This window comes from Photobacterium sp. 1_MG-2023, from assembly GCF_030547945.1.
GTDB lineage: Bacteria > Pseudomonadota > Gammaproteobacteria > Enterobacterales > Vibrionaceae > Photobacterium.
In genome coordinates, this window is record NZ_JAUORR010000007.1 from 1 (window position 1) to 15,189 (window position 15,189).

Here is a 15,189-nt window from a genome sequence, read left to right on the forward strand (position 1 = left end):
GGGATACCAACCTGACGACCCAGCAGGATGTGCTCACGCGTTTGTGGCATTGGGCCATCAGTCGCAGCAACAACCAGGATACCACCGTCCATCTGAGCAGCACCGGTGATCATGTTTTTCACGTAGTCGGCGTGTCCTGGGCAGTCAACGTGTGCGTAGTGGCGAGTCGGAGTATCGTACTCTACGTGAGAAGTAGAGATTGTGATACCACGCTCACGCTCTTCTGGCGCATTATCGATAGATGCGAAGTCACGCGCAGAACCGCCGTATACTTTAGACAAAGTAGTACAGATTGCAGCAGTCAGAGTTGTTTTACCGTGGTCAACGTGGCCGATAGTACCAACGTTAACGTGCGGTTTCGTACGTTCAAATTTTTCTTTAGACACGATCGTGTTCCTTCCTAGTTGTGATTCGCCCCACTGACTGGTGGGACGCGTCAGAAGTTGTATTTTATGCGCCAACCGAAGTTGACGCAATATTTCTGCTGATGTTTAGCCACGCTCAGCGACGATACCGTCGGCGATATTCTTCGGAACTTCAGCATATTCGCTGAACTCCATCGAATAGGATGCGCGACCTTGCGTTGCAGAACGAAGATCCGTTGCGTAACCGAACATCTCGGAAAGCGGAACCTGAGCACGGATCATTTTCAGTCCAGCAGGACCTTCATCCATACCACCGATAATGCCGCGGCGACGGTTCAGGTCACCCACGACATCACCCATCCAGTCTTCCGGTGTGGTTACTTCAACTTTCATCATAGGTTCAAGGATCACAGGTTGTGCCTCAAGAGCACCTTTCCTGAACGCCATAGAACCGGCGATCTTAAACGCCATTTCGCTCGAGTCAACATCGTGGTAAGAACCATCGAACAGCGTCGCTTTGACGTCCAATACCGGATAACCGGCAAGCACACCATTTTTCATCTGCTCTTCGATACCTTTGGCAACTGCACCGATATATTCTTTCGGTACCGTACCACCGACAACTTCGTCAACAAAGACGAAGCCAGCATTCGGCTCTGAAGGTTCAATCTTCAGCCAGACGTGACCGTACTGGCCGCGACCACCAGATTGACGTACGAACTTACCTTCCACTTCCGTTTTACCACGGATAGTCTCACGATAAGCAACCTGAGGTTTACCAACGTTACATTCTACGCTGAACTCACGCTTCATACGGTCAACGATGATATCCAAATGAAGCTCACCCATCCCTGAAATCAGGGTCTGGCCGGATTCTTCATCGGTTTCTACCCGGAAAGATGGATCTTCTGCCGCCAGTTTACCCAGCGCAATCCCCATTTTTTCCTGGTCGGCTTTCGACCTTGGTTCAACAGCAATCTGAATGACCGGTTCAGGGAATTCCATACGCTCCAGAACCACTTTATGATCCGGATCGCACAGGGTATCCCCCGTGGTCACGTTCTTCAGACCAATCGCTGCCGCGATGTCGCCAGCTCGAACTTCTTTGATTTCTTCACGCTTGTTGGAGTGCATCTGTACGATACGACCAAAGCGTTCACGCTTATCTTTCACGGTGTTGTAGACGGTATCGCCTGAATTCACAACGCCCGAATAAACGCGCATAAAGGTCAACGTGCCCACGAATGGGTCAGTCGCAATCTTGAACGCCAGTGCAGCAAATGGTTCATCATCGCTGGAGTGACGTTTCACTTCGTTCCCGTCCATGTCCTCACCACGGATAGATTTCACTTCCGTTGGCGATGGCAAAAACTCAACGACTGCATCCAGGACCGCCTGGACACCTTTGTTTTTAAATGCAGAACCACAGGTCGCCAAAACAATCTCGTTGTTCAGCGTACGCTGGCGCAGACCGGCTTTGATTTCAGCTTCAGACAGCGTGCCTTCTTCCAGGTACTTGTCCATCAGCTCTTCGGTCGCTTCCGCCGCTGACTCCACCAGATTAGTGTGCCACTCGTCGGCCAGATCCTGCAGGTCAGCTGGAATCTCTTCATAAGTGAAGCTCATGCCTTGATCGGCTTCATTCCAGTTGATCGCTTTCATTTTAATCAGGTCGATCACACCTTTGAATTCTTCTTCCGCACCAATGTTCAGTTGAATTGGTACCGGATTTGCGCCAAGACGGTTCTTGATCTGCTCAATCACGCGCAGGAAATCAGCACCCGCACGGTCCATCTTGTTGACGAAGACCATACGTGGCACTTCGTATTTATCAGCCTGACGCCATACAGTTTCAGACTGGGGTTCGACACCGGATGAGCCGCAGAAAACAACCACTGCACCATCAAGTACGCGTAGGGAACGCTCTACTTCGATAGTGAAATCAACGTGTCCTGGGGTGTCGATGATATTGATGCGATGCTCAGGGAACTGAGCGTCCATACCACGCCAGAAGGTTGTGGTGGCAGCAGAGGTAATGGTGATCCCACGCTCTTGCTCCTGCTCCATCCAGTCCATGGTAGCGGCACCGTCGTGTACTTCACCAATTTTATGGGAAAGACCTGTGTAGAACAGGATACGCTCGGTCGTGGTTGTTTTACCGGCGTCTACGTGAGCGCAGATACCGATGTTACGGTAACGCTCAATAGGAGTTTTGCGAGCCACGGTTGAATCCTCTTACTAAGGTGAACCTTAGAAAATGGTACGGGCGCAGCAGGCCAAGCCTGCTGCGCCCATTCGCTAATAATGAAATTACCAGCGGTAGTGTGCGAACGCTTTGTTCGCTTCTGCCATACGGTGAACGTCTTCACGTTTCTTAACAGCAGAACCTTTGTTGTCAGCAGCATCCAGCATTTCAGCAGCCAGACGACCCGCCATAGATTTTTCACCACGCTTACGCGCAGCTTCAACCAACCAACGCATAGCCAGAGCATTACGACGTACTGGACGTACTTCTACTGGCACCTGGTAAGTTGAACCACCAACACGGCGAGATTTAACCTCTACCGCTGGGCGAACGTTCTCAAGAGCTTTTTCAAAAATAGACAGGTGCTCTTCACCAGAGCGCTCTGCCATTGTATCCAGTGCAGTGTAAACAATTTTTTCTGCAGTAGATTTCTTACCGTCAACCATCAGGATGTTGACGAATTTTGCCAGCAATTCAGATTTGAATTTAGGATCTGGAAGGATCTTACGCTGACCAATTACGCGACGACGTGGCATGGAAATTCTCCGTTGTCTTCTTCAGGTTTTATCCAAAACTTTTCAGTTTTTTCAAAATTACAATTAATTTAGTGTTTGGCCTTACTTAACGGATTCCATTAAGACTTAGGACGCTTCACACCGTACTTAGAACGACCTTGTTTACGGTCGTTAACGCCTGCACAGTCAAGTGCACCACGAACAGTGTGGTAACGCACACCTGGAAGGTCTTTAACACGACCACCACGGATCAGAACAACACTGTGCTCTTGCAGGTTGTGGCCTTCACCGCCGATGTATGAAGTCACTTCAAAACCGTTGGTCAGACGTACACGACATACTTTACGCAGTGCGGAGTTAGGTTTTTTAGGAGTAGTAGTGTATACACGAGTACATACACCACGCTTTTGTGGACACGCTTCTAGCGCAGGCACGTTGCTTTTAACAACTTGCTTTGCACGTGGTTTGCGTACCAGCTGGTTAATAGTTGCCATTAAATAGCTCCTGATTATTTACTTTCGTAAAGGTGAAAAATCCGCCTCCCAACAACAGGAGGACGCGAAATTTTAGGCGTCGCGATATAAGGTGTCAAGATCTATACAGCGATCACAGCAATGATCATTTCTTAATCAGCTGTTTCAAGGCGGTTCAAGCCTGTCTCAGACCGGGATCAGGCCCATTTCAGACTATTGGGATGGCGCACCGTCAGTTCAACGAATTCCTGATGATCAATCACAGTCACAGCTTCACTGACACGAGCCGCCAATCCCCGGGCCATCAAATCGGACGCCAGCGCATAGACAGGAATCCCCTGTGCGGTAATCGTATCAAGCTGGTCCGGCGATACCGCCGCAACCACAGCATCTTGCAGCAACAACACTTCATCTCCGGGCTGAAGCTGAGCCTCACATTGCTGCAGGGAACGATTCTGAAAGGGAGATGAAAAGACCATGTGTAGCATAAACGCCTCGGTGCGAAGGATTTAGTAGCTCAGAAGTTTCTGGCAGCGGTGTAATTTCGTTTGCAGGGAAACCGGAGTTAACCGCTCTGCGTCAATCAGCAAGTCATCTTCATTCAGGCCACGCTGGTCAAGAGATTCCCCACAAACGAAGATCTCCTCAATGTCATATAAAGACAGCATTTTAAAGGCAGCGCTGTATTCACGGCTCAGAATGGCGTCACTTTGCTGCCCTTTCACCAGTTGCCAGACACCGTCGCCGATGAAGAACAATTGCAACGCTTCACTGTAAGCTGAAGTGGCCAGCACGGCATCCAACCCTTCCCGACCACTGTTCTGGCCGTGAGGGACGGAGCGAAACACAAATCCGATAGACATAAACATTCCGAAGTCGTTAAAACTGAATGACACGATCTGCACTGAGCAGGACTTCTGCCAGCCCGCCCAACCCAGCCTGCTCAAAACCTTCAGCCAGATTATTCCCCGGCAGGCTGTTCTGAAGTGCTTCCTGCTCACTGACAACCCCACGACGTAACGCGGCTGCCACGCAGGTTTGTAACTCGACCTGATGCTCACGCCCGAGTTGCTGCCAGGCACGCAACAGGTCGAACTCATCAGAAGCTGGCGCGGTCAGCGCCGAACCGTTGTGCACACCATCCTGATAAAAAAACACCCGCTGAAGCTGATGCCCGGCGGCAACGACAGCCTGCGCAAACTGATAAGCGCTGCGGGCGTTTTGCGTCCCGTATGCCGGGCCGTCCACCACCAGAGCAAAAGTCAGGCTCATTTTTCGCCGTCCTCAGTTTTGCGCTGGCGGATATAGAGATACACCGTGTGCTTAGAAATATTCAAACGGTCCGCCACCCGGTTGATGGCGTCTTTAATATCAAAAATACCTTTGTCGTACAGCTCCATCACGATCTGACGGTTCTTGGCATTGTTCGAGACATTCTTGTCTGCATTAATTTCTTCAATGGTTCGCTCGACAGTCTGATCCACCAACTCATCGACGTCACTGGCAAAATTCACACTGGAAGCCGCCTGTTTGGCTTCATCGGTCGGCATGAAAGATTGCAAGATCTGAGAAAAAGGGGCGTCCAGATTCACGTTGATACACAGCAGTCCAATGATATTGTCATCCGCATTGCGAATCGCAATGGTGATGGATTTCATCAGTGCCCCACCCTTGGCGCGGGTAAAGTAAGCCCGGGAGAAGTTTCGTTCCGAACCTTCAATATCACGCAGCATCCGCAATGCAAGATCGGTGATTGGCGAACCCACTTTACGACCCGTATTTTCACCATTGGCAATTTTGATTGCGGATGTATTCAAATCGGCCAGCGAATGCAGCACGATTTCACAAAACGGGCCGATCAATGCGGCCAGACCATCTACCACGGCTTCGTATGAACGTAAAATGGCAAAGTCGTGCTCGGTGAAGGTCCGGGTTTCAATTAAGTCACTTTCCACCATGACTTCTGAGCCAAAGTTATCTGTCGATACCACTTTCCTGTCTTCCTTGCTCACGCCCGTCTCTTCACACAGCAGTCGCGCTGCGATTCAACGAAACGGGGGAAATTTCAATTCTTGCTTGCAAGTTTATCAGAATATGAATACAGGTCTTCACAAAATGAAAATTCAAATGCATAAAATTGCTGGCTGAACAACGAAAAAAGCCCGGCGATAGATGCGCCGGGCTTCTTGCAGTCACAATTCAGTGTTCTGCGGATTATTCGTGGTTGTGCGCGCCAGCTGTCGCTTCTGCGTCTTGATCCGGCTGGATGATATCCAGCAGTTCCACTTCAAACACCAGCGTAGAGTTCGCTGGGATGCTTGGGTTTGCCTGAGAACCGTAAGCCAGCTCTGGCGGGATCACAAACTTGAACTTCGAGCCCACTTGCATCAGCTGAACACCTTCCGTCCAGCCCGGAATCACTTGATTCAGCGGGAATGTTGCTGGCTGATCGCGTTTATAAGAGCTGTCGAACTCGGTGCCGTCAACCAGCGTTCCTTTATAGTGAACCTGAACGGTATCGGTCGCTTTTGGCTGCTCACCTTCACCTGATTTTTCCACTTGATACAGCAGACCAGACTCAGTCTTCTTCACGCCTTCCTGCTTTTCAAACTCAGCGCGGAAATCATCACCAGCTTGGGTATTCTTTGCTGCTTCTTCTTTCGCTTTCGCCTGCATCATGTCAGAAACGCGCTTATCCAGCTCTTGCAGCGCTTGTTGCGTCTCGTCCTGAGACAGACGGCTGCTGCCGGCAAAGACATCACTCACACCTGCCAGCACATCTTCTTTTTTCAGATCCAGACCCAGCTCTTTTTGCTGCTCCAGATTGGCAGACAGATATTGCGCCAGGGACGCACCAATCGCGTAAGCCGCTTTCTGGTCTTCAGAATCAAACGCTTGGGCCGACTCTGCTGCCGTCTGCTCAACCTGAGCGGGCGCTGCAGTGTCCGCCGGTGCCGAAGTTTTCTCATCCTGACAGCCAACAGCCAGCAAAATTGTTGCTGCCAGTGCAGACATTTTCAGAACTGGTTTCAGAACTGGTTTCATGTATCTCTCCATTTATTCAGAGTCTAAGCTCTTAATTTTATGCATGGTTTTTCACAGCTGTGTTAAAACCATGCCATATCAATATACTAATACCAAATTTTTTCTTACCTTGAGTCACAACGCTCAAGGTTCTGTCGGATTTTTATCCGGCACCCCAGAAAGAAATACGGAAAGTTTAGAACATGCGTCAAACTTTATTTACAGTCACATTCATCCTGGCACTGTTTACCCTTTCGGGATGTGATATTTCAGGGCCGGAACGTCAGCGCTGGACCCTGGCGGCTGACGGTGCAACCACATTCAGCCTGAGCCGGGATGGTCGCTTCGCATTATTTTATTCAGCCCAACAAGGTATCGTGCTCTGGGATCTTCAGCAAAACAAAAAGTTAGCGGATTTAGGTTCTCAAGATCCAAATCACACAAACGTGACAAACAGCGCAATTTCCGACAATCAACGTTTTGCGATCACCGCAACCGCACAGAACTTTGCCGTCTGGGATCTGGCCTGGGGACAAGCCAAAGGACTCTGGTCTGTCTCAGATGCCGTCATCCGGGATGCCGCTATTGCCAATGATGGTCAGCAGGTCCTGCTCGCGCTCTCAAACGGTAAAGCTTTATACGTCCACTTGGGCAACGGCAGACGGCTGGAGTTCCTCGCCCATCGGGAAAAAGTAAATGCAGTCGCGCTGGCTCCCAATGGTCACTACGCCTTGTCTGGCGGCGACGATAAGCATGCCTATTTATGGGATACCGAAAGCGGGCAGATCATTTATCGGTTCGATCATGCGTTAAGGGTCAACCGGGTCAGCCTGCAACGTGACGGAAAACTGGCCATGACGGCAGACAGCGGGAACGATGCCTTTATCTGGGATCTGACAAACGGACAACAGCAGACGGCTTTAAAGATTCGTCTGAGACAGCAGAATTTCTCCAGCGCCCGTTTCTCCGATAGCGGTGAACTGCTGGCAACCGGCACCCCATCCCGCCGGGTAGAACTGTGGCAGACCGCAACAGGAGAGCGGCAAGGCTACTGGCAGGCAGCCGTACAAGAAAACGAGCGTCCGGGGTCTGCGGTAGTGTATGATGTGGCCATTACACCGGAAGGTGATGTCCGTTCTGCCAGCTCGGCCGGGATCGCGCAGGACTGGTTCAGCCCCAACGACACAGCAGACAGCGAAAAATGACAGAAATCGAAATGAAGCTCCAGGCACAGATTGATGAGCTGGAAATGAAACAGGCTTTTCAGGAGCAGACCATTGATGAGCTCAATGAGGCGCTGACACAACAGCAGTTCCTGATCGACAAAATGCAGGTTCAGATGCGATATCTGGTTGGAAAAGTCAAAAGTGGGCAAGTGTCTCAGATGGCCAGCGAGAGTGAAGAAACACCACCGCCCCATTACTGAGTTCAATTCACAGTGACAAAAACGGGAAGCCTGAGCTTCCCGTTTTCCCGTCATGACTTAGTGGTCATGTCCGCAGCAACCGCCTTCATGGTCGTGATCATGGTCATGACCACCTTCCTGATGGATATGACCGTGAGCAACTTCATCTTCCGTTGCAGCACGTGTTGCCATAATTTCCACATCAAAGGTCAACGTCTGGCCAGCCAGCATGTGGTTGCCGTCGACAACCACTTCGTCACCGTCAACTTCAGTCACTTCCACTGGAATCGGGCCCTGATCCGTATCCGCCAGGAAGCGCATACCCACAGTGATTTCGTCAACACCCTGGAACACTTCAGCAGGAACACGCTGAACCATTTCTGCATGGTGCTCACCGTAAGCTTCTTCCGGACCAACAGTCACTTCGAATTTGTCGCCAACTTCACGACCTTCCAGGGCTTTCTCCAGACCAACGATCAGGTTGTTGTGGCCGTGCAGGTAATCCAACGGTGCATCTGAGGTTGACTGATCAACAACAACGCCGTCTTCGGTTTTCACTTGGTAAGCCAGGCTTACTACGGTGTCTTTAGCGACTTTCATGTTTACTCCGAATTTGAGCATGGGGTTAACCTGTAATGATAACGGATCTGCCCTGCCGGACGCCAACCCTGTTCGCAGATTCCGCCATCATTTATTCTGGCTTGAAAATACCGATCACCTGCGCTTCCGCTGTGCCTGCAACATGTTTGCTGTCTTCAACCGACTTCGGCAAACGGGTGTCGGTATGCTGGCAGGCAACGCATTCCACCTTCTCCACGTCATTTTCAAGCCACCAGCGTAACGTATCCTGCTGCTGACAGGCCGGGCAAACCGCACCGGCAATAAATCGTTTCTTCGTCATGGTTCCCTTCCTTCAACTGCCTGGAATTTTCTCACTTCAGGCTGGATCAGTCCCAGCCGTTATGCCGCTCGCGCTCGCCGCGCATCTCCCGATCAAAAATTTCTTCCAGCTCTTTGCGTGCTTCCTTGGCCCGGGTCGCCAGATGCACATCCTCAGAATGCTGCGGTAACAAATCCCGTAAGGCTGTCGTATCCAGTTTACGAAAATGAGCTTCCGCACGTTTGGCTTTATACGGGTGCATTCCCAGCGCAATCAGCGCTTGGCGTCCCAGATCCAACGCTCCGGCAAAGGTCTCCCGGGAAAAGCGATCAACCCCGTGACTGAGCAACTGATGGGCTTCCACCCGGCTCCGGGCCCGCGCCAGAATTTTCAATCGCGGAAAATGCTGCTGGCACAATGCCACCACCTGCATGACCTCTTCCGGGCTGTCCGTACAGATAACAATGGCTTCTGCTTTCTCGGCGCCGGCCGCACGCAAAAGATCGAGCTGCGTTGCATCGCCATAATACACCTTATAGCCGAACTTACGCAGAAACTGGATCTGACCGGGATCCCGTTCCAGTATCGTCACCCGGATCTTATTGGCAAACAGCAATCGTCCGACCACCTGGCCAAATCGACCAAATCCAGTAATAATCACCCGGGGCTCGCGGTCAATCACATCCGACGCAGGCTCATCCCCAGCTTCCGCTATGAAGGTACGAATAAACCATTTCTCCTGCAGCCGCAGTATCAGTGGTGTGGTCATCATGGAAAGACTCACCACCACCAGCAGGAAACCGGTCAGCTCAGCACTGAGCAGACCTTCACTACGCGCTGCGGTAAAGAGAACAAAGGCAAATTCACCGCCCTGACTCAAAATCGCGGCCATCTGACTGCGGGATTTGGCCTGAATGCCAAACAGCCGGGCCAGCAGGTACAACAGTAATCCCTTCACGACCACCAGAGCCACCACCGCAGCCAGAATCTGGAGCGGGAATTTCAACAGCAACCCCAGGTTGACGGCCATCCCGACCGAGATGAAAAATAGCCCCAGCAGTAAACCTTTAAAAGGTTCGATGGCAATTTCAAGCTCATGCCGATACTCACTTTCTGCCAGCAACACACCTGCTAAAAAAGTGCCCAATGCCATCGACAGCCCCAGTGTTTCCATCCCCAGCGCAATGCCAATGACCAAAAGCAATGCGGTCACGGTAAACAGTTCCCGCACCCCGGACATCACCACCCAACGGAACAAAGGCCGCAGCAGAAAATGTCCACCGACCAGCAACACCACAATTCCGGCAATCATCGCACCCAAATCGAGCCAGCCGCCCCCTTCACTGCCAGCCAGTAAAGGGAGAAATGCCAGCATCGGAATGACCGCGATATCCTGAAACAACAACACGGCAAATCCGGACTGCCCGGTATCGGAGCGGCCAATGCCCTGCTCTTCAATCACCCGCAGCGCAATGGCGGTCGACGACAATGCCAGCCCCATGCCGATCACCAGAGCAACCCGCCAGTCCAACGGACCAATCAGGGATTCACACAACAGCACGACGGAGGCAATCACCAGGCTGGTCAGCACCACCTGGCTGCCGCCTAAGCCCAGAATCGGCTGCCGCATCTGCCAGAGCTTTCGGGGGTTCAACTCCAGACCAATCAGAAACAGCAGCAGCACCACCCCGAATTCCGAAAAGTGCAGCACTTCATCCACATCATCAATCAGTCCCAGCCCCCAGGGACCAATCCCAATCCCGGCCAGCAGGTAGCCCAGTACCGATCCCAGTCCCAGCCGCTGCGCGACAGGAACAGCCACCACAGCGGCGGCCAGAAAAACCACACTGGCACTTAACACATCAGACGCCATGCTGAACCTCCTTACCGGTCTCACTCAAAGGATCCATCAGCCAGTCCCGGTACAGCTGCGCATGTTCACGTCGTTCCTGCGCCGGGATCCTTCTGGCCCAGTGCAGAACCAGTGGCGGCAACCAGTGCATCTGGCAGAGTTCTGCCGTTAATTCGAAGGGCTTGAGGATATCCGCCACACTGCTGCGGTTGTAACCGTCCGGTGTGTAAGCTTCGGCCGCACCGCCTGTGGTGATCACCGATCGCCAGTACTTCCCCTTTGTGGCCGTGCCGTCACCATGCGCGAATCCTTTACTGAGCACGACATCAATCCATTCCTTCAACAGTGCCGGGCAGGAATACATATAAAGCGGATGCTGAAAGACCAGAATGTCGTGTTGCGCCAGCAAAGCGCGCTCAAACGACACATCAATAAAAAAATCAGGATATTTGCCATAGAGGTCGTGAAACGTGACATGTGGCAGATTTGCCACTGCGGATAGCATGGCTTTGTTGGCGACAGACGCATCCGGATCCGGGTGCGCATAAATCAGAAGAATACGTGGTGGGGCTTGTTCCATCGGCCTGATCCTCATGTCCCTGAGTCATCTGGTGAGCCTGACCGGGCTCGTTCAAGCATCATACCGAATTATTGCGGCCATGGGCGCATATTTCCTGAGATTCCCCTTTTACTGAGAAATCAATGGCAAAATTCGCATCGCACTGCCCGACAGTGCTGCACCTGTTCGCAGTTCAACGCAGTTTGTTATAGACTGCCGCCCCAGTAACCCATTTGTTGTGGAGCGGCTTCAGCCGGTAGTAACAGGCGATGATCACCTTTTCTGATATTCAATTGCTGCGGGGCGGAAACATCCTGCTGGATCAAGCAACTGCAACCATTCACCCAGGCGATAAAGTCGGCCTGGTCGGTAAGAATGGCTGTGGTAAATCCACCTTATTTGCCCTGATCAAAGGCGAACTGAGTGTCGATGCCGGCCAGCATAGTGTGCCATCCCATTGGGAGCTGGCTTGGGTGGCTCAGGAAACACCGGCACTTGAACGACCGGCGCTGGAATATGTGATCGACGGCGATCGCGAATACCGCCAGCTGGAACAGTCATTGCTGGCTGCCGAGCAAGCCGACGACGGCAACAAAGTTGCCCTGCTGCACGACAAACTGGATGCCATTGGCGGATACAGTATCAAAGCCCGGGCTGCTGAGCTGCTGGATGGTCTGGGGTTCTCTCAGGAACAGATGAACTGGAATCTGACCCAGTTTTCCGGTGGCTGGCGGATGCGACTCAACCTGGCGCAGGCGCTACTGTGCCGCTCTGATCTGCTCCTGCTCGATGAACCGACCAACCACCTGGATCTGGATGCCGTGCTGTGGCTGGAAAAATGGCTGCAGAACTATCGTGGCACGCTGGTTCTGATTTCCCACGACCGTGATTTCCTCGATCCGGTCGTCGGACGCATTATCCATGTTGAAAATCAGCGCCTGAATGAATACACCGGTAACTACTCGTCGTTTGAAAATCAGCGCGCCGAGAAACTGATCCTGCAACAGTCGATGTACCAGAAGCAGCAAAAGCAGATGGCACACATGCAGTCCTATATCGATCGCTTCCGCTATAAAGCCAGCAAGGCCCGTCAGGCACAGAGCCGAATTAAGGCGCTGGAGCGGATGGAGAAAGTGCTGCCAGCGCAGTTTGATAACCCGTTCAGTTTTGAATTCCGTGAGCCCGATTCGCTGCCCAACCCGATTATCATGATGGATCAGGTCGCGGCGGGATACGGTGACGTCCAGATTCTCGATAAGATTCGCCTGAATCTGGTGCCGGGCAGCCGCATTGGTCTGCTGGGCCGTAACGGCGCCGGTAAATCGACCCTGATCAAACTGCTATCAGGCGAACTGTCGCCTCAGGCAGGTGATCTCACTTACTCGCAGGGTGTTAAAATTGGCTATTTCGCCCAGCATCAGTTGGAAACCTTGCGGCTGGACGAAACGCCGCTGCAACACATGAACCGTCTGGCGCCGGAAGCGACAGAGCAGCAGTTGCGTGATTACCTCGGCAGCTTTGGTTTCAAAGGCGACAAAGCACTGGATTTGGTGGGCCCGTTTTCCGGCGGAGAAAAAGCCCGGCTGGTGCTGGCGCTGATTGTCTGGCAGCGGCCCAACCTGCTGCTGCTCGATGAACCGACCAACCACCTGGATCTCGATATGCGTCAGGCATTGACGCTGGCACTGCAGTCCTTTGAAGGTGCCATGGTCATTGTCAGCCACGATCGGTATCTGCTGCGTGTGACAACGGACGACCTGTATCTGGTGCATGATCGCAAGGCTGAACCTTTTGATGGCGATCTGAACGATTACCACAAATGGCTGACGGAACAACAGCGCAATGAGCGCCGTGAACAGCAGGCAGCCAAACCGGAATCAGCCAGCAAAGACAACAGCGCCGCCTCCCGCAAGGAGCAAAAGCGCCTGGAAGCTGAATTCCGTAAACAAACGGCTCCTCTGCGCAAGCAAATCGACAAGCTTGATGCGCGGATGGAAGCACTCGGCAAAGCACTGGCTCAGGCCGAAGCGGCATTGTCAGACAGCTCGATTTACGAAGCCGACAACAAAGCCCGGCTGAATCAGGCACTGCAGGAACAAAGCCAGACAAAAAGTGAGCTGGAAGACGTAGAGATGACCTGGATGGAACTCCAGGAACAATTAGAAAGCATGGAGCAGGAATTCAATGCCAACGTCTGATCATCGAACAAAACAAAGTTTTCAGGCCGATCAGTTCTGGCGCTTCTGCCTGCAGCATTATAGTCAGGCTGGCGTGAGTGACGCCTGTCTTGCGCTGCAGGACCGTTTTACCGGAAACGTCAATCTGGCACTCTTGCTCCACTGGCTCGACACCCAGCAGTTTGCATTGTCGACCACGGAAATGCGTCAGCTGGAGCAGACCCTGTCAGCGACCGATACGCAGTTGTCTGCCTACCGCCGCCTGCGACGCGCGCTGAAACCTCAGTTGGATGCGGCCGGTTATCAGCAGATGCTGGATTTTGAACTCCTGCTGGAACAAAATCAGCAGGAGGATCTGATCCAATGTCTGAATCAGCAGACTCAGCAAGCACGGGCGGCCCTGCCCCCGCCTGCCGATAATCTGGGCCAGTACTGCGTTCGACTGGCTGCAGCCAGCCTGACTGAGGCAATTCGCGGCACTGACGCAGCCTGACCCGCAGTTCAAGGCTGACTTACCAGATCATCACCACACACCCGGCAGTCAGGGCGCCCATCGCCAGATTGAAGATTCGCCGGGCTTTTGCCTGATTCAGTCAGCGCCCCGCAAAGCCATGATACACTTGAACAGGGCCTGAGCTTGCTAGCTGAACTGCTGGCACAGGATCCGTTTCCGGACTTCCCGCTCTGATGTTGGAGAACCAGATGAATCTTTTTGAGCCTGCAGCCGGTCTGCGTAATGCCCACCTCCAGACAATTCTGCCCCGCATCATGCGACGGAAGATCCTGTTCCGCCCGGTCACAGAACGGCTGATGACGCCGGATGATGATTTTCTTGATCTGGCCTGGACTGCTGATCCGGCCCGTCACCCCAGCGGGCAACCCGTGTTGATTCTGTTCCATGGCCTGGAAGGCAGCTTACACAGCCCTTATGCCCACAGCTTGCTCTTTGCTGCAAAAGCACAGGGCTGGCTGGGCGTGATCATGCACTTCCGGGGGTGCAGCGGTGAAATCAACCGTCAGGCCCGCAGTTATCATTCGGGGGAAACCAGTGATGCGGCTTTCTTTATCCGCCATGTGCGTGAGCGATTTCCCGGCCATCCCTTGCTGGCCGTCGGTGTCTCTCTGGGCGGGAACATGCTGGTGAACTATCTGGCTGAAACCGGTGCACAATCCGAACTCACTGCCGCGCAGGTCATTTCGCCCCCGTTGGATCTCGCCGCCTGTTCAGCCCGGATCGAACAGGGTTTTTCACGGGTGTATCAGCGCTATCTGCTGGGTTCAATGAAAAGAAACATGCTGAAGAAAATCGCCGCACTGCCTGATACGCTGCCCTTTCAGCCCGCCCAAATCAGCGGGATTCGCTCTCTGAGGCAGTTTGATGATACCGTCACCGCCCCGCTTCACGGCTTTTCCAATGCAGCCGATTATTACCAGCGCTGCAGCGGACTGGGCAAACTGGCGTGGGTGGAAACGCCCCTGCGGATTATCCATGCAGCGGATGATCCCTTCATGACCAAGGCCGTGATCCCGACAGCGCCCTTACCAGCACATATCGACTATCATCTGACTCAATACGGCGGCCATGTCGGCTTTATCAGTGGCAGTTGGCGAGCCCCTGCGTTCTGGCTGGATCACACGGTCCCGGCCTGGTTTCAGACCCGGCTCAATCCCTGTGCATAAAAAAACGCCTGAGC

General features: G+C 52.8%; 18 protein-coding genes. 5 read left to right on the forward strand and 13 right to left on the reverse strand.

All coding sequences use genetic code 11. The features are described 5' to 3' along the window. The 9 genes from Q4579_RS08175 to fkpA all read right to left on the reverse strand — a co-directional run. Positions 1-386: GTP-binding protein (locus tag Q4579_RS08175; RefSeq protein ID WP_303563146.1), on the reverse strand; the 386-nt coding region annotated here is incomplete at its 3' end. A 105-nt stretch (positions 387-491) separates the two neighbouring features. After that, positions 492-2,588 carry an elongation factor G gene (fusA, locus tag Q4579_RS08180; protein ID WP_303563147.1) on the reverse strand — a complete coding sequence of 699 codons (2,097 nt, stop codon included), beginning with the start codon at positions 2,586-2,588 and terminating at the stop codon, positions 492-494. A gap of 87 nt (positions 2,589-2,675) precedes the next feature. Then, positions 2,676-3,146 (reverse strand): 30S ribosomal protein S7, encoded by a 471-nt coding sequence (rpsG, locus tag Q4579_RS08185; RefSeq protein ID WP_211646422.1) that lies wholly within the window; start codon positions 3,144-3,146, stop codon positions 2,676-2,678. Positions 3,147-3,244: 98 nt separating this feature from the next. Beyond that, complete coding sequence (gene rpsL / locus Q4579_RS08190; protein ID WP_004399892.1) at positions 3,245-3,619, reverse strand: 30S ribosomal protein S12; 375 nt, start codon at positions 3,617-3,619, stop codon at positions 3,245-3,247. 176 nt (positions 3,620-3,795) lie between these two features. Continuing rightward, positions 3,796-4,086 carry a sulfurtransferase complex subunit TusB gene (gene tusB, locus Q4579_RS08195; RefSeq protein WP_303563149.1) on the reverse strand — a complete coding sequence of 97 codons (291 nt, stop codon included), beginning with the start codon at positions 4,084-4,086 and terminating at the stop codon, positions 3,796-3,798. A gap of 21 nt (positions 4,087-4,107) precedes the next feature. Beyond that, positions 4,108-4,461: a sulfurtransferase complex subunit TusC gene (gene tusC, locus Q4579_RS08200; RefSeq protein WP_303563151.1), complete on the reverse strand. Its 354-nt coding sequence runs from the start codon at positions 4,459-4,461 to the stop codon at positions 4,108-4,110. A 16-nt stretch (positions 4,462-4,477) separates the two neighbouring features. Further along, positions 4,478-4,870, reverse strand: a complete 393-nt coding sequence (gene tusD, locus Q4579_RS08205) for a sulfurtransferase complex subunit TusD (RefSeq protein WP_303563153.1) — start codon at positions 4,868-4,870, stop codon at positions 4,478-4,480. Further along, positions 4,867-5,589 carry a transcriptional regulator gene (locus Q4579_RS08210; protein ID WP_211650032.1) on the reverse strand — a complete coding sequence of 241 codons (723 nt, stop codon included), beginning with the start codon at positions 5,587-5,589 and terminating at the stop codon, positions 4,867-4,869. The genes tusD and Q4579_RS08210 overlap by 4 nt, the downstream gene beginning before the upstream one ends. Positions 5,590-5,812: 223 nt before the next feature. Continuing rightward, positions 5,813-6,631: an FKBP-type peptidyl-prolyl cis-trans isomerase gene (gene fkpA, locus Q4579_RS08215; RefSeq protein ID WP_303563371.1), complete on the reverse strand. Its 819-nt coding sequence runs from the start codon at positions 6,629-6,631 to the stop codon at positions 5,813-5,815. A 194-nt stretch (positions 6,632-6,825) separates the two neighbouring features. Here fkpA and Q4579_RS08220 point away from each other — a divergent pair, with 194 nt between their 5' ends. Together Q4579_RS08220 and Q4579_RS08225 are read left to right on the forward strand one after the other, a co-directional pair. Further along, positions 6,826-7,827: a hypothetical protein gene (locus Q4579_RS08220; RefSeq protein WP_303563154.1), complete on the forward strand. Its 1,002-nt coding sequence runs from the start codon at positions 6,826-6,828 to the stop codon at positions 7,825-7,827. Continuing rightward, complete coding sequence (locus Q4579_RS08225) at positions 7,824-8,048, forward strand: SlyX family protein (protein WP_303563156.1); 225 nt, start codon at positions 7,824-7,826, stop codon at positions 8,046-8,048. The genes Q4579_RS08220 and Q4579_RS08225 overlap by 4 nt, the downstream gene beginning before the upstream one ends. A 57-nt stretch (positions 8,049-8,105) precedes the next feature. Here the strand turns inward: Q4579_RS08225 and slyD are convergent, their stop codons facing one another. From slyD to kefG, 4 genes are all read right to left on the reverse strand, one after another. After that, the gene (gene slyD / locus Q4579_RS08230; RefSeq protein WP_211646428.1) at positions 8,106-8,627 is read right to left on the reverse strand and encodes a peptidylprolyl isomerase; all 522 of its coding nucleotides are present in this window, start codon (positions 8,625-8,627) and stop codon (positions 8,106-8,108) included. A gap of 91 nt (positions 8,628-8,718) precedes the next feature. Beyond that, positions 8,719-8,928, reverse strand: coding sequence for a YheV family putative zinc ribbon protein (locus Q4579_RS08235; RefSeq protein ID WP_303563157.1), 210 nt, complete (start codon positions 8,926-8,928; stop codon positions 8,719-8,721). Positions 8,929-8,974: 46 nt separating this feature from the next. Then, positions 8,975-10,780: a glutathione-regulated potassium-efflux system protein KefB gene (gene kefB / locus Q4579_RS08240; protein WP_303563159.1), complete on the reverse strand. Its 1,806-nt coding sequence runs from the start codon at positions 10,778-10,780 to the stop codon at positions 8,975-8,977. Further along, positions 10,770-11,339, reverse strand: coding sequence for a glutathione-regulated potassium-efflux system ancillary protein KefG (kefG, locus tag Q4579_RS08245; protein WP_303563161.1), 570 nt, complete (start codon positions 11,337-11,339; stop codon positions 10,770-10,772). Before kefG ends, kefB begins: the two co-directional genes overlap by 11 nt. A gap of 248 nt (positions 11,340-11,587) precedes the next feature. Here kefG and Q4579_RS08250 point away from each other — a divergent pair, with 248 nt between their 5' ends. The 3 genes from Q4579_RS08250 to Q4579_RS08260 all read left to right on the forward strand — a co-directional run bounded on the left by Q4579_RS08250 (position 11,588) and on the right by Q4579_RS08260 (position 15,175). Beyond that, positions 11,588-13,516, forward strand: a complete 1,929-nt coding sequence (locus Q4579_RS08250; RefSeq protein WP_303563163.1) for an ABC transporter ATP-binding protein — start codon at positions 11,588-11,590, stop codon at positions 13,514-13,516. After that, positions 13,503-13,988: a TIGR02444 family protein gene (locus Q4579_RS08255; RefSeq protein WP_303563165.1), complete on the forward strand. Its 486-nt coding sequence runs from the start codon at positions 13,503-13,505 to the stop codon at positions 13,986-13,988. Before Q4579_RS08250 ends, Q4579_RS08255 begins: the two co-directional genes overlap by 14 nt. Positions 13,989-14,197: 209 nt before the next feature. Next, on the forward strand, positions 14,198-15,175 hold the full coding sequence (locus Q4579_RS08260) for a hydrolase (RefSeq protein WP_303563167.1): 978 nt from the start codon (positions 14,198-14,200) through the stop codon (positions 15,173-15,175). The last annotated feature ends 14 nt before the right edge of the window (positions 15,176-15,189 follow it).

Coding starts and splice junctions, on each gene's coding strand:
- kefG (WP_303563161.1), bottom strand. CDS start 11,339: ATGGAACAAGCCCCACCACGTATTCTTCTGATTTATGCGCACCCGGAT.
- Q4579_RS08250 (WP_303563163.1), top strand. CDS start 11,588: ATGATCACCTTTTCTGATATTCAATTGCTGCGGGGCGGAAACATCCTG.
- rpsL (WP_004399892.1), bottom strand. CDS start 3,619: ATGGCAACTATTAACCAGCTGGTACGCAAACCACGTGCAAAGCAAGTT.
- tusD (WP_303563153.1), bottom strand. CDS start 4,870: ATGAGCCTGACTTTTGCTCTGGTGGTGGACGGCCCGGCATACGGGACG.
- kefB (WP_303563159.1), bottom strand. CDS start 10,780: ATGGCGTCTGATGTGTTAAGTGCCAGTGTGGTTTTTCTGGCCGCCGCT.
- rpsG (WP_211646422.1), bottom strand. CDS start 3,146: ATGCCACGTCGTCGCGTAATTGGTCAGCGTAAGATCCTTCCAGATCCT.
- Q4579_RS08225 (WP_303563156.1), top strand. CDS start 7,824: ATGACAGAAATCGAAATGAAGCTCCAGGCACAGATTGATGAGCTGGAA.
- Q4579_RS08220 (WP_303563154.1), top strand. CDS start 6,826: ATGCGTCAAACTTTATTTACAGTCACATTCATCCTGGCACTGTTTACC.
- tusC (WP_303563151.1), bottom strand. CDS start 4,461: ATGTCTATCGGATTTGTGTTTCGCTCCGTCCCTCACGGCCAGAACAGT.
- Q4579_RS08255 (WP_303563165.1), top strand. CDS start 13,503: ATGCCAACGTCTGATCATCGAACAAAACAAAGTTTTCAGGCCGATCAG.
- slyD (WP_211646428.1), bottom strand. CDS start 8,627: ATGAAAGTCGCTAAAGACACCGTAGTAAGCCTGGCTTACCAAGTGAAA.
- Q4579_RS08260 (WP_303563167.1), top strand. CDS start 14,198: ATGAATCTTTTTGAGCCTGCAGCCGGTCTGCGTAATGCCCACCTCCAG.
- Q4579_RS08235 (WP_303563157.1), bottom strand. CDS start 8,928: ATGACGAAGAAACGATTTATTGCCGGTGCGGTTTGCCCGGCCTGTCAG.
- tusB (WP_303563149.1), bottom strand. CDS start 4,086: ATGCTACACATGGTCTTTTCATCTCCCTTTCAGAATCGTTCCCTGCAG.